Genomic DNA, 13,178 nt, shown 5'->3' with positions numbered 1-13,178 from the left:
CAGACGGCCTGCTTGCAGTTATATCCTATTTCCCTTCCACATCAATAATCCAAACTTCCGAACGCGAACCCAGCCGCGTCGGCACACCCCAAAAGCCGTAGCCGGAACTGACGAAATAATGGCCGTTACCCTGCTGTTTGTAGCCGTAGGCCAAATCGTAAAGCGCGGCGACGATGAAATTCGCAGGCGCAACCTGACCGTTGTGGACGTGGCCGGAAACCTGAATATCGACGGGCAGCTTGGCGTGTGCGTCAATGGAAGTCGGGCGGTGATCCATCAGCAAAACAGGCAGACCGGTATTTTTACCGCGCAGGATTTCGTCTGCCGGCGGGCGTTTGGTATCCATCTCATCATTGCGTCCGACCAGCAGCAGGCCGTGTTTTTCCACCGCTTCGTTCGCCAAAACGGTTATTCCCGCTTTTTCCACCTCGCGGCGGATTTCTGCTTGATGGCCGAAAAGGTCGTGGTTGCCCAAAGTGGCGTACACACCCAGCGGCGCGCGCAGTTTTTCCAGATGCGGGCGCATGTTTTCTTTAAGATAAGCATCGACGTTGTCGTCCATCAAATCGCCCGGCAGCAGGATGATATCGACTTTTTCCTGCGCCATGATGCCGGCGAGTTTGTCCATTTGGCGCGCACCGAACAATACGCCGAAGTGCATATCGCTGGCCATGCCGATGCGCAGCGGTTTGGCCATTTTTTTATTGATGGTAACGCTCGCGTGGCGCACGGTCGGCACATAGGCGTTAAACACGGCAAACGCCGCCAGCCCGATAAAAAACAGCGGTGCAAACACCCGCAGCGCGCGCGAAAGCGGCGGTTGCGCCATAAATTTTCGCAACAGCAGATACAGAACAAACGTCGCCAGCGCAGCATAGGCGGCAAACAACAGCGCTACCATCCAAAATGCCATCGCGCGGAACGCCCAATGTGCCGTCTGGAAAAACAGCGCGGTGAAAATGCCGGCAATCAGCCCGTTTGTCAGCAGATATGCGCATGCCATCAGCCAACGGTGGGTTTTCCTCCCGGTAAACGGCGCAAACAGCCATTGCAGCGAACGCCCCAAGCCGAAGGTAAACACTTGGAGCAGAATCAAAGTCAGAATAAAAGCGGCAATACGCATCATCGGTTTCCAAAATAAACAAGGCCGCGATTTTAGCACACCGACAAGTGAACAAAGGCCGTCTGAAAGCAAGCACAGGTTAAAGTGCGGCGTTTTCAGACGGCCCTTTCCCGCCTGACGCGTTATAATCTCCATACATCAGACAAGAAAAGGAGACAAACCATGACTACCCCGCAAACCGCCATCCTCCCCGACGGCTGCAAAGCCGGCATTTTCATTGAAGCCGATTTCGTTTCAGACGGCCTCAAAGCCGCGCCCGCCGCCTGCCGCGACAGCCTTGCCGCGCTCGCCCGTTGGCAGGCCGAATTTCCCGACGCCGTTTTGGGCCTGACCATCGCATTCGGCAGCGAAGCGTGGAAATCGTTCGGCCACCAAAACGAAGGCGGCGAACTCAAACCCTTTCGCGCCTTAGGCAACGGCCTCGCGCCCGCCACCCAACACGACCTCTTCATCCACATCCAAGCCATGCGCCAAGACGCCGTCTACGCGCTCGCGCAAGCCGTACTCGCCGCGTTCGGCAGCAGCATCAAAGTCGCAAGAGAAGAACACGGCCTGCGCCTGCACCAAAACCGCGGCCTCGACGGCTTCGTGGACGGTACGGAAAACCCGCAGGGCGAAAAAATCGCCGCCACTGCGCTGATTCCCGCCGGCCGACCCGACGCCGGCGGCAGCTACGTTCTGCTGCAAAACTACCGCCACGACCTCGGTAAATGGCAGCGCATCGGCACCGCCGAACAGGAAGCCGACGTCGGCCGCAGCAAAGCCGACGACATCGAGTTCGACAAATCCGTGCGCCTGCCCGATTCCCACCTCGGCCGCGTCAACCTCAAAGAAGACGGCGTCGGCCTCAAAATCGTCCGCCGCAGCCTGCCCTACGGCAAAATCAGCGGCGAACACGGCCTGATGTTCACCGCCTACTGCCACACGCTGCACAACATCGAAGCCCAGCTTTTGAGCATGTTCGGCGAAACCGACGGCAAAACCGACCGACTGCTGCAACACCTCTCCACCGCCGTATCCGGCGCCTATTACTATGCCCCGCCGGTCGAGCGTTTGGCGGATTTGTGAGGCCGTCTGAAACAGATTCCGTAGGTACGGTTAGCCGCTGCAAGCGGCGTAATCGTACAAACCGCCCGGATTGACTAAGATGCCGTCTGAAAACCTATTTTCAGACGGCCTTTGCGATAATCACTTCCGATATTTTCCAGCTTAGAAACCCCGTTATGACCGCATCCGCCCAACCGTTCCGCCCGCTTACCGCGCCCATCGACGGCACCAACCTTATCGAAGCCTCTGCCGGCACAGGCAAGACCTACGGCATTGCCGCGCTGTTTGCGCGCCTGATTGTTTTGGAGCAGATAAACGTCGAAAGCGTCTTGGTCGTTACCTTTACCAAAGCGGCGACGGCGGAACTGAAAACCCGTCTGCGCGCGCGTTTGGACGATGTTTTGCAGGCGTTGGAAAGCATGGAAGACGCGGAGGATTCAGACGGCCTCGATGAATATTGCGCGGCAAACCACCGCGGCGATGAATTTCTGCCCGAGCTTTTACGTGCGGCCTTGCAGCGGGAAAGCCGCGCGCGGCTGATTGTGCGGCTTAAGGCGGCGGTCGGGGATTTCGACAATGCGGCGGTTTACACGATACACGGCTTCTGCCAGCGGGTTTTGCGCGATTATGCATTTTTGTGCCGAGCGCCGTTTGATGTGGAACTTGCCGACGAAAGCCGCGGGCGTCTGCTGATTCCCGCGCAGGATTTTTGGCGCGAACGGATTGTCAACGACCCGACTTTGGCGGAACTGGTGTTTCAAAAAAGGCTGACGCCGCAAAAAATGTTGGACACGCTGAAAAGCTACGTCGGCAGGCCGTATCTGACTTTCAGACGGCCTGAAACGGATTTGGCGGAAACACGTGCGGCGGTGACGGAAAAATGGGAAAAAGTGCGCGGAAAACTGGATAAATTGGAAGAAACATTTTGGCGGATTTTTCCGACGCTCAACGGCAATTCCTACCGGAAAACGACATTTACCGCGCTGTTCGCCAAACTCAAAACCGCGGCGGAAAACGACGCACTGCCCGAGTTTGACGACAAAATGAACATGCTGGCGGCGGACGAATTGGAAGGCCGTCTGAAAAAAGGCCAAACACCCGACGCGGCGGCCTTCGCCGATTTACAGACAGTTGCGGATTTGGGGCGCGATTTGGAAGCGGCAGACAAAGCGGCGGAAGATGCGCGGATCCGGTTGCATTTGGATTTGCTGGATTATTTGAACGCGGCGGTTGAAGAGGCGAAAAAATCCCGCCGCGAACGAAATTTCGACGATTTGCTGCTGGATGTGCACCGCGCGCTGACCGACAATCCGCATGGCACAGCGCTTGCCGAGGCGGTGGCGCAAAACTGGCGTGTGGCGCTGATTGATGAGTTTCAAGACACCGACCCGCTGCAATACGAAATTTTCAGCCGCATTTTCGCCGCGCAAAACCGCGCACTGTTTCTCGTCGGCGACCCCAAGCAGGCGATTTACAGCTTCCGCGGCGCCGACATTTACGCCTATCTGCAAGCCGCTAAAGATGCGGCGCGGCATTACACGCTGGATGTGAACTACCGCAGCCACGCGAAGCTGATCAACGGCATCGGTGCGCTGTTTCAGCAGAAAAACCGCCCGTTTGTGCTGCCCGACATTACTTACGGCAAAGTCGGCGCGGCGCGGGAAACAGGCCGTCTGAAACCTGCGCGGCCTGCGGTTCAGGTGCGCTGGCTGCATGAAAGCGACGTCGACCTGCCCGCGAAAGACGCGCTGCGCCGCCGTGCTGCCGAATATTGCGCCGACGAAATCGCGTTTGCGCTCGCCGAAGCGGCTTCAGGCCGTCTGAATTTTAAAGACGCACCGCTGCGCTCGGATGACATCGCCGTTTTGGTGCGCACCAAAAACGAAGGGCGTTTGGTCGCCGACGCTTTGAAAACGCGGCGGATTCAGAGCGTGATGCTGCACAGCGAATCGGTGTTCGCCGAACAAGAAGCTGCCGCCCTCGCCGCGCTGCTGCAATTCTGGCTCGAGCCGCGCGATACCGAACCGCTGCGCTTTGCGCTCACAGGCGTGTTGTTCCGCTACGATGCCGGAGCGCTTTTCGCGCTCAACCGCGACGAAGCCGCCCTACTCGCTTGGTCGGATTCCGCCGCCCAAGCGGCGCGCGAATGGCAGTGGCACGGCTTTTACGCCGCGATGCAGAATTTCGCCGCCCGCCACGGCATCGAAACGCGCCTGCTTTCAGACGGCAACACCCGCAGCCTGACCAATTACAGCCAGCTTCTCGAGCTTCTGGCCGAAGAAGACGCGCAGAGCCACAGCCCGCAGGCGCTGTTGCAATGGCTCAACGCGCAAATCGCCGAAGCGCAAAACGGCAGCGTTGCCGAAAACAAAACCCTGCGGCTGGAAAGCGACGAAGCGCTGGTCAAAATCGTTACCATGCACGCCTCAAAAGGCTTGCAGTATCCGCTGGTGTACTGCCCGTTTGCATGGGACGCTTCCGGCCTCAGCGAAGAATGGGCGGTTGTACACAACCCGAACGGCCAAACCGAGCTGCTCGCCAAAGCCCAGCTTACCGGCGACGACCAAGCCCGACAGGCCGACGAAGACCTCGCCGAACGCCTGCGCCTGCTCTACGTCGCCCTCACCCGCGCCGAAGAGCAGCTCAACATCTACGCCGCCTGTTGCAACGACATGCCCGCAAACACCTTCGCCTATCTGCTCGAAGGCAGTCGGGATGCTGATCGGGCGGCAGTTCAGGAGGCTTATCAGAGTGAACGGAACAATGCAGAAAAAGACCAAAGAGACCAAGCCGCGACGGCGATGCTGAAACGGAACTGGCTGCGTTTTATCGAAAACGCGCCCGCCGATACCGAATTTGCTTTTATCGAGGGCGAACCGCCGGCTGCCGCCGTAGCCGCTGCGAGCGACGCCCCGCCCCGTTTGGCCGCCGCCGAAATTCCCGAGCGCACATTCGAATCCGTGCGCCATACCAGTTTTACCGGTTTGAGCCGTTTTGCTAAAAACGCCGACAGCGGGCACGAAGCGCTGCAACCCAGCCTCGAACCCGCCGAAACCGCCGTGATGCTGTCTGAAAATCCGAGCGTGCCGTCTGAAAACGAAGCCGACATCCACCACTTCCCGCGCGGCGCCAATGCGGGCGTTTGTCTGCACGAAATGCTGGAAAAACTCGATTTCAACCGCCCCGCCGCCGAACAGCAGGCGCAAACCGCCGAAATCCTCGCCCGCTACGGTTTTGAAGAAAAATGGCTGCCCGCCGTCAACGCCCTGCTCGACACCTGCCGCCAAACTCCGCTCGCCGGCGGCGCGTCATTGGCCGACGTCCCCGCTGCCGCGCGCCTGCCTGAAATGGGCTTCACGCTCTACACCGAAGATTTCAAACTCGGCGAGTTGCAGAAATGGTTCCGCCGCCCCGACGCCGGCCTGCCGCCCGAATGCGCCGAAGCCGCCGGAATGCTGGATTTTCAAGACGTCAAAGGCTTTCTCAACGGCTTTATCGACATGATTTTCCAAACTTCAGACGGCCTCGTCTGCATCATCGACTACAAATCCAACCACCTCGGCAACGACACACTGGCCTATACGCAACAGGCCATGAACGAAGCCGTCGCCCACCACCACTACTACCTGCAAGCCCTGATTTACGCCGTCGCCGTCGCCCGCTATTTCCGCGAACGCCGACAGCCCCTGCCCAAAATCGCCGTACGCTACCTCTTCCTGCGCGGCCTCGACGGCTCGGAAAACGGGATTTGGCAGTGGGATGTGGAAACTGAGGATTTGGCGCGATGGCTATGAGGGTGGGATTCTGTAGAAATTTGCAAATAGCGTTTGAAGGCCGTCTGAAAACCGCCGTTTCACGCCGGTATAGTGAAATTCCTGAAAATCAAAAATCTTATTTCAAAGCGTAGATCGGATTCTTGAATCCGACATTTCAGGCTGCATCAGTTTGTCGGATGCAAGTATCCGACCTACATTGTTGCGGTTTTATAGGAATTCGACTATACAGAAAGGCCGTCTGAAAACCCAAAAAGTTTTCAGACGGCCTTTTAACTGTTTCCGACGCTTATTCAGCGGCGGCTTTACGCAGAATTTCGTACAATTCGTCTTTCAGACGCAGTTTTTCTTTTTTCAGCTCTTCAATTTCATCCGCACCGCTGGTAACGGGGTCGTTGACCAAGCCGGTAATTTTGTCGTCCAGCTCGTTGTGCTCGTCAAACAAACGGGCGAAGTGTGCGTCTTCCTGTTTCAGCTTGGAAATTAAATCGCGATACTCTGGGAACATGATGTTTTCCTCTCATTAAGGCTGGCTAAAAATACGGCGAAACCGCCGCTGTTTCTTGATTACATTCTATAACAAAGCCCCAATCCTATCCAGTATTTTCAAGCTGGACGGCGCGATACGGCGGGCATACAATCGTACCAATCCGTTTAAAACCGAATGAAATGAAAGCCTTCAAACCGTTCTTCGGGCACAACGGGCAGTTTGTCCTTTTGGAAAACCGCGCCCATTGGCTGCCCGTCAACGACGCGAATTGGGACGATACGCCCGCGCCCGATGCGGAATTTTTTGTCGATGACGCCACCCTCTTCCCGCCTGACGAAGCGGGTTTGCCGCTGACTTTGCCCGACAATGTGAAAATATTCGGCGAAGAGGCGCAAAAAATCGAGCAACAGCGCCTCGAAGCGCTTGCGCTGGCAGAATTGGCAAAAAATCTGAAAGCGGCGCAACACGAATACGATTTGGAAGCGCAGCTTGAAAAAATCGATTTTCATCTGAACGAAGATAAGTTCTTCCCTTAGGCCGTCTGATAGTGAAATAAAATAAAACCGGCTTCCTGCAAGGTTTTTTCCCTTTTCAGACGGCCTTAAAAACCACAAAGATTGTTGACAATTTCTGATATTTTGATACATTGTCCACCAGATTTTTCCGCCCTCTTTCCATTTCAAAGCAAGGATAAACCATGTTCTCCAAAAGCCTGACCATCGAAAAATACGACCCCGAGCTTGCCGCCGCCATCGCAGCGGAAGTCACACGCCAGCAAGACCACGTCGAGCTGATTGCCTCTGAAAACTATGTAAGCTGCGCCGTCATGGAAGCGCAGGGCAGCCAGCTGACCAACAAATATGCCGAGGGCTATCCGAGCAAACGCTACTACGGCGGCTGCGAACACGTCGATGTGGCCGAACAGCTCGCCATTGACCGCGTCAAACAGCTCTTCGGCGCGGAATACGCCAATGTGCAGCCGCATTCCGGTTCGCAGGCCAACCAAGCCGTTTACGCTTCGGTATTGAAACCCGGCGACACCATTTTGGGCATGAGCTTGGCGCACGGCGGCCACCTGACCCACGGCGCGAGCGTGAACATTTCCGGCAAGCTCTACAACGCCGTGACCTACGGTTTGGACGAAAACGAAGTGCTGGATTACGCCGAAGTGGAACGCCTGGCTTTGGAACACAAGCCGAAAATGATTGTGGCCGGCGCCTCCGCCTACGCACTGGAAATCGACTGGGCGAAATTCCGCGAAATCGCCGACAAAGTGGGGGCGTACCTGTTTGTGGACATGGCGCACTACGCCGGCTTGGTTGCGGGCGGAGAATACCCTAACCCCGTGCCGTTTGCCGATTTCGTCACCACCACCACCCACAAAACCCTGCGCGGTCCGCGCGGCGGCGTAATTTTGTGTCGCGACAACACCCATGAAAAAGCCCTGAATTCGGCCATTTTCCCGAGCCTGCAAGGCGGCCCGCTGATGCACGTCATCGCGGCCAAAGCAGTGGCGTTTAAAGAAGCGCTGCAACCCGAGTTCAAACAATACGCCAAACAGGTGAAAACCAACGCCGCCGCGATGGCGGAAGAGTTGGTAAAACGCGGCCTGCGCATCGTTTCCGGCCGCACCGAAAGCCACGTTTTCCTGGTTGACCTGCAACCGATGAAAATTACCGGCAAAGCCGCCGAAGCCGCTTTGGGCAACGCGCACATCACCGTCAACAAAAACGCCATTCCGAAGGACCCTGAAAAACCGTTCGTTACTTCAGGCATCCGCATCGGTTCCGCCGCCATGACCACGCGCGGTTTCAACGAAGCCGACGCGCGCGTTTTGGCAAATTTGGTCGCCGACGTTTTGGAAAATCCGGAAGACGAAGCCAATTTGGCGAAAGTGCGCGAAGCGGTCACGGCTTTGTGTGAGAAAAATCCAGTTTACGGCGCGTAATACAGCGATATAAAAAGGCCGTCTGAAATTTCAGACGGCCTTTCTGTTTTGGCAAAACAGCGTTTTTTTTATAGTGAAATAAAATAAGAAAGATACAAGGCGGCAACGCCCACGATGTACGAATAGTACATAAAGGCGTTGGCAACGCCGTATCATTACGGTTTTTTTAATCAACTATAGTTCACTAGATTTCTCGTTCTGCCGATACCATTCAATAAACGCATCAGATTTTACAAACCCCAGCAGCGCGTCACTGCGGCTGCCGTCGGCACGGACGACGAACACGCCCGGCGGGCCGTAGAGGCCGTATTCTTTCAAGAGCGCCTGATGTTCGGGCGTGTTGGCGGTGACGTCGATTTGAAACAGCCGCTCAATATCGACCGCTTCGTGTACGGCGGGTTGGTTGAACGTATAGGCGGCCATTTCTTTGCAGGAGACGCACCAGTCGGCGTAGAAATCAAGCAATACGGGTTTTTGCGGATTTTCCTGCAAAGCGGCGGCCATTGCGGCTTTGAGTTCGGCAACGTCGGTAAACATTCTGCCGTGTCCGGTTTGGCCGTCTGAAGGCGGGGTCAGGGTCAGGAAATGGTGCAGCACGGTGGTTTGGCGGTTGGCGCTCTGCCAGCCGAACCATGCGCCGCCGATGAGCAGCAGGCTGCCCAGCAGCAGGGCGAAACTTTTCAGACGGCCTTTTTGGTTTTTCCCTTTAGACAGCAGCATCAGTGCGGGCGCGAGCAGCAGCAGCGTGTAAAGCGACACGGTCAGCGCGTAGGGCATAAACGGCGTGGCAAGGTAAACCGCCACCGCCAGCAGAATGAAGCCGAACGCGAATTTGATGCCGTCCATCCAACCGCCTGCACGGGGCAGAATGTGGCCGCCGAAGGTGCCGATGGCAATCAGCGGAACACCCGTTCCCAAAGCCAAAACATACAGCGCCAGCCCGCCCAAAACCGCGTCGCCCGTCTGGCCGATGTAGCCCAGCGCAAACGCCAGCGGCGGCGCGACGCAGGGGCCGACAATCAGCGCGGAAAGCATGCCCATCACAAACACGGAAACAATTTTTCCGCCGGAAAGTTTGCTGCTTTGGTTTTGGAAATACGACTGCACGGCGTTGGGAAGCTGGATATTGAACAGGCCGAACATCGACAGTGCCAACACCACCATCACCGCCGCCGCCGCCAAGACCACGGCGGGCTGTTGCAGCCAGACGGTCAGCAGAGCGCCGGTCAGCCCCGCAACCACGCCGACCAGCGTGTAAGTCAGCGCCAAGCCCTGAACATACACTACCGACAGCGCAAACGCACGGCCTTTGCCCGCCGATTTGTCGCCGACGATGATGCTGGAAACAATCGGCAAAAGCGGATACATACAGGCGGTGAAACTCAAGCCCAAGCCCGCGAGAAAAAACGCCAACAGATTGGCGTTTAAAGTGTCCCACGAAAGTTTGAAACGGCTGCTGTCCGTGCCTTTGGGCACCGGCTTGGGCGCAGAGAGACCGTCTGAACTCTGCGCGGCGGGTTGGGTAAAGCGCTCTTTGGCCGAAACCGGCCCGTCGCCCGGCGGTTTGTACAGTCCGCTGCCGTTGATCTCGAACACCGCCTCGGTCGGCGGATAGCAGACGCCCGCTTCCGCACAGCCCTGATAAGTCAGGGTTAATTTGTATTTGGGCGCGGCTTTGGCGTAAGGCCATTCCACCTTGGCGGTTTTGTGGTAAACGGTCTGTTTGCCGAAAAACTCGTCTTCCTTCTGCTCGCCCGGGCTGAATTTCGGTTGCGCCAAAACACCCTCGGGCGCGGTTACGGCGGTGATTTTCGATTGGTAGAGATAATAGCCGTCGGCGATTTTAAACTGCGCGTTCACGCCGTCGGCCTTAACTTCAAGCTGCGGTGCAAACGCCTGCTCAGGCGGCAGAAGCTGCGACGCATCGACGGCATCGGCAAACGCAGGATTGGCCAGCGCGAAAAACGCGGCGAAGAAAGAGAGGATTTTTTTCATGACGGATTCCTTTTTCAGACGGCCTTCGCCCTTAGGCAGGCGGTCGGAAATGTGAAACGGGATTATACAGCAATAAAACGCGCGTGCGGTTTGATATAGGGTAAAGCTGCTTTTCGCAGCGCGCACCGTTAAGACGGCGGATTGGAAAATTTCTGACAGCTTGCTGCAAAAATCGGATGGCGAAAGGCCGTCTGAAGAATCGGAAACGGTTTTTCAGACGGCCTTTAACCTTATAATTTTTAGCAATAATTTATCAGATAAATTAAAAACGGCTATTGCCGTTCAAAAACAGATAGAAACTAAAAAATACCATATCTTGTGTTTTTATGGTTAAATTCACACAAAATGTAGTAGGAAATAAAAATGAACACGCTCAGATTTACCACCGAACAAATCGTCTGGCAGGAAGTGCCCGGCGAAGTTTCGCTGGCGTTTCTTTTTTCCGGCTGCCCGTTGCGCTGTCCGGGCTGCCACAGCGCCGATACCTGGAAAAAAGGCATCGGGCAGGCGCTGACTGTCGAATATCTGAAAGGCCGTCTGAAACGCTACCGCGGCTTAATCAGCTGCGTTTTGTTTATGGGCGGAGAATGGCTGCCGCAGGAATTGGAAAAAATGATGGCTGCGGTTGCCGAAGAAGGCTTGAAAATCTGCCTCTACACCGGCTTGGAAGGCGGAGAACTCGCCTCGCTTTCAAACGGCCTCACCAGCCGGATTACCTATCTCAAAACCGGCCGCTGGCGCGCCGCGCTCGGCGGTTTGGACAGTGCAACCACCAACCAGCGTTTTACCGATTTACGCACGGGAGAAAACTTAAACCATTTGTTTTTAAAAAACATTCCTATTGTCAAAGCGGCATAGTTTTTCAAAAACGTAGGCTGGATTCTCGAATCCGATAAACGCAGATTTGGAACAATTTTTTCAAACGGCCTCAAGCCGTTTTTCCATCACAATCCATCAGGAGGACTTAACATGATTCGGCTGCATCCCGAACAGTTAAACGGCAAGCTCGATTTTATGCACAACTACATCGCGGCGACCAACGCGGCCGACGGCTCGAAAATGGACGCCAACGCCAACGTGACCCAGAAAAACATCGCCACGATGGAAGCGGAATTGATGAAAGACTTTTTCGTGCAAATCAACCGCGCCCAAGTGTCGCGCAAAATTGCGGAAATTTTCGACGAAGCCACCGCGCGCGAATACATCCGCCAGATTGAAGACCACGAAATTTACGTTCACGACGAAACCAGCCTGAAGCCTTACTGCGTGTCGGTGACGCTGTATCCGTTTCTGCTCGACGGCCTGACCAAACTCGGCGGCGAATCGAAAGCGCCGCAGCATCTGGCTTCGTTTTGCGGCTCGTTTGTCAACCTTGTGTTTGCCATCAGCGCGCAGTTTGCCGGCGCGGTGGCGACCGTGGAATTTTTGACCTATTTCGACTATTTCGCCCGCAAAGATTTCGGCGACAACTACCTCGAAACCCACGGCGACATTGTGAAAAACCACTTCCAGCAAGTGGTGTACAGCATCAACCAGCCCGCCGCCGCACGCGGCTATCAGAGCGTGTTCTGGAACATTTCCGTGTACGATCAATACTATTTCGATGCGATGTTCGGCGATTTCGTCTTCCCTGATTTTTCCAAACCGGATTGGAACAGCGTCAGCCGCCTGCAACTGGCGTTTTTACAATGGTTCAACCAAGAGCGCACCAAAGCCGTGCTGACGTTCCCCGTTGTTACCGCCGCCATGCTCACCGACGCGGGCAAATGCAAAGATACCGAGTTTGCCGACCAAATGGCGCAGGAACTTTCAGACGGCAATTCGTTTTTCGTTTACCTTTCCGACAACCCCGACTCTCTCGCTTCGTGCTGCCGCCTGCGCAACGCCATCGAAGACCGCACCTTTTCCTACACGCTCGGCGCGGGCGGCGTGGCGACCGGTTCGATTAACGTGATTACCCTCAATATGAACCGCCTCGAACAAGACGGCCGCGATTTGGCGGCGGAAGTGGCAAAAATCCACAAATACCAATACGCCTACCGCAAGCTGATGGAAAAATACCAAGCCGCCGGCATGCTGCCCGTGTACGACGCCGGTTTCATCACGCTCGACAAGCAGTTCCTCACCATCGGCATCAACGGCATGGCCGAAGCGGCAGAATCCTGCGGCATCAAAGTCGGTTACAACGAAGATTATGTGGACTTCGTACAAAGCCGTCTGAAAACCATTTTCGAGGCCAACCAAGCCGCGAGCAAACATTACGGCGTGAAGTTCAACACCGAATTTGTGCCCGCCGAAAACCTCGGCGTGAAAAACGCCAAATGGGACAAAGCCGACGGCTATAAAGTGTCGCGCGACTGCTACAACTCCTATTTTTATGTGGTGGAAGACGAAGAAACCAACGCGCTCGACAAATTCCTGCTGCACGGCAAAGAGCTGGTCGATTGGCTGGACGGCGGTTCCGCCCTGCATCTGAACTTAGACGAAGCCCTGCCCAAAGCCGGCTACCGCTCGCTGCTCGACATTGCCGCCCAAACCGGCTGCAACTACTTCTGCGTCAACGTGCGCATTACCATCTGCAACGACTGCGGCCACATCGACAAACGCACCTTGCAGGCTTGCAGCGGCTGCGGTTCGCACAACATCGACTACGGCACCCGCGTCATCGGCTATCTGAAACGTGTTTCCGCGTTCAGCAGCGGACGGCGCAAAGAACACGCGCTGCGGCATTACCACCGCAAGGCGGCGTAGATTGATTGGCATTTGAGAAAGGCCGTCTGAAAAATAAAATTTCAGACGGCC

The 13,178-nt window shown here is 55.9% G+C and carries 9 protein-coding genes; 6 read left to right on the top strand and 3 right to left on the bottom strand.

What is annotated here, in order from left to right; all coding sequences use genetic code 11:
- Positions 1–25: 25 nt before the first annotated feature.
- The gene (locus BG910_RS11535; protein WP_089037261.1) at positions 26–1,123 is read right to left on the bottom strand and encodes a metallophosphoesterase; all 1,098 of its coding nucleotides are present in this window, start codon (positions 1,121–1,123) and stop codon (positions 26–28) included.
- 162 nt (positions 1,124–1,285) lie between these two features.
- On the opposite strand from BG910_RS11535, the gene BG910_RS11530 reads away from it, so the two are divergent.
- Entirely contained in the window at positions 1,286–2,191 is a 906-nt protein-coding gene (locus BG910_RS11530) for a Dyp-type peroxidase (RefSeq protein ID WP_089036967.1), read from the top strand.
- Positions 2,192–2,346: 155 nt separating this feature from the next.
- Positions 2,347–5,964: an exodeoxyribonuclease V subunit beta gene (gene recB, locus BG910_RS11525; protein ID WP_089036966.1), complete on the top strand. Its 3,618-nt coding sequence runs from the start codon at positions 2,347–2,349 to the stop codon at positions 5,962–5,964.
- 268 nt (positions 5,965–6,232) lie between these two features.
- On the opposite strand, the gene BG910_RS11520 is transcribed toward recB, so the two are convergent.
- A complete protein-coding gene (locus tag BG910_RS11520) occupies positions 6,233–6,451 on the bottom strand; it encodes a YdcH family protein (protein ID WP_089036965.1) in 219 nt (72 codons plus the stop codon).
- 161 nt (positions 6,452–6,612) lie between these two features.
- On the opposite strand from BG910_RS11520, the gene BG910_RS11515 reads away from it, so the two are divergent.
- Positions 6,613–6,969 carry a hypothetical protein gene (locus BG910_RS11515; protein ID WP_089036964.1) on the top strand — a complete coding sequence of 119 codons (357 nt, stop codon included), beginning with the start codon at positions 6,613–6,615 and terminating at the stop codon, positions 6,967–6,969.
- Positions 6,970–7,130: 161 nt separating this feature from the next.
- Positions 7,131–8,381 (top strand): serine hydroxymethyltransferase, encoded by a 1,251-nt coding sequence (glyA, locus tag BG910_RS11510; RefSeq protein WP_089036963.1) that lies wholly within the window; start codon positions 7,131–7,133, stop codon positions 8,379–8,381.
- Between the two features lie 174 nt (positions 8,382–8,555).
- Here the strand turns inward: glyA and dsbD are convergent, their stop codons facing one another.
- Positions 8,556–10,376 carry a protein-disulfide reductase DsbD gene (gene dsbD, locus BG910_RS11505; RefSeq protein WP_089037260.1) on the bottom strand — a complete coding sequence of 607 codons (1,821 nt, stop codon included), beginning with the start codon at positions 10,374–10,376 and terminating at the stop codon, positions 8,556–8,558.
- A 363-nt stretch (positions 10,377–10,739) separates the two neighbouring features.
- Here dsbD and nrdG point away from each other — a divergent pair, with 363 nt between their 5' ends.
- Positions 10,740–11,234 (top strand): anaerobic ribonucleoside-triphosphate reductase activating protein, encoded by a 495-nt coding sequence (gene nrdG, locus BG910_RS11500; protein ID WP_089036962.1) that lies wholly within the window; start codon positions 10,740–10,742, stop codon positions 11,232–11,234.
- A gap of 111 nt (positions 11,235–11,345) precedes the next feature.
- The gene (nrdD, locus tag BG910_RS11495; protein WP_089036961.1) at positions 11,346–13,127 is read left to right on the top strand and encodes an anaerobic ribonucleoside-triphosphate reductase; all 1,782 of its coding nucleotides are present in this window, start codon (positions 11,346–11,348) and stop codon (positions 13,125–13,127) included.
- Positions 13,128–13,178: the final 51 nt, after the last annotated feature.

Origin of the sequence: Neisseria chenwenguii (assembly GCF_002216145.1) — a bacterium.
Lineage (GTDB): Bacteria > Pseudomonadota > Gammaproteobacteria > Burkholderiales > Neisseriaceae > Neisseria > Neisseria chenwenguii.
This window is presented reverse-complemented; position numbering and strand designations above follow the sequence as displayed.

Coding starts and splice junctions, on each gene's coding strand:
- BG910_RS11535 (WP_089037261.1), bottom strand. CDS start 1,123: ATGCGTATTGCCGCTTTTATTCTGACTTTGATTCTGCTCCAAGTGTTT.
- BG910_RS11530 (WP_089036967.1), top strand. CDS start 1,286: ATGACTACCCCGCAAACCGCCATCCTCCCCGACGGCTGCAAAGCCGGC.
- recB (WP_089036966.1), top strand. CDS start 2,347: ATGACCGCATCCGCCCAACCGTTCCGCCCGCTTACCGCGCCCATCGAC.
- BG910_RS11520 (WP_089036965.1), bottom strand. CDS start 6,451: ATGTTCCCAGAGTATCGCGATTTAATTTCCAAGCTGAAACAGGAAGAC.
- BG910_RS11515 (WP_089036964.1), top strand. CDS start 6,613: ATGAAAGCCTTCAAACCGTTCTTCGGGCACAACGGGCAGTTTGTCCTT.
- glyA (WP_089036963.1), top strand. CDS start 7,131: ATGTTCTCCAAAAGCCTGACCATCGAAAAATACGACCCCGAGCTTGCC.
- dsbD (WP_089037260.1), bottom strand. CDS start 10,376: ATGAAAAAAATCCTCTCTTTCTTCGCCGCGTTTTTCGCGCTGGCCAAT.
- nrdG (WP_089036962.1), top strand. CDS start 10,740: ATGAACACGCTCAGATTTACCACCGAACAAATCGTCTGGCAGGAAGTG.
- nrdD (WP_089036961.1), top strand. CDS start 11,346: ATGATTCGGCTGCATCCCGAACAGTTAAACGGCAAGCTCGATTTTATG.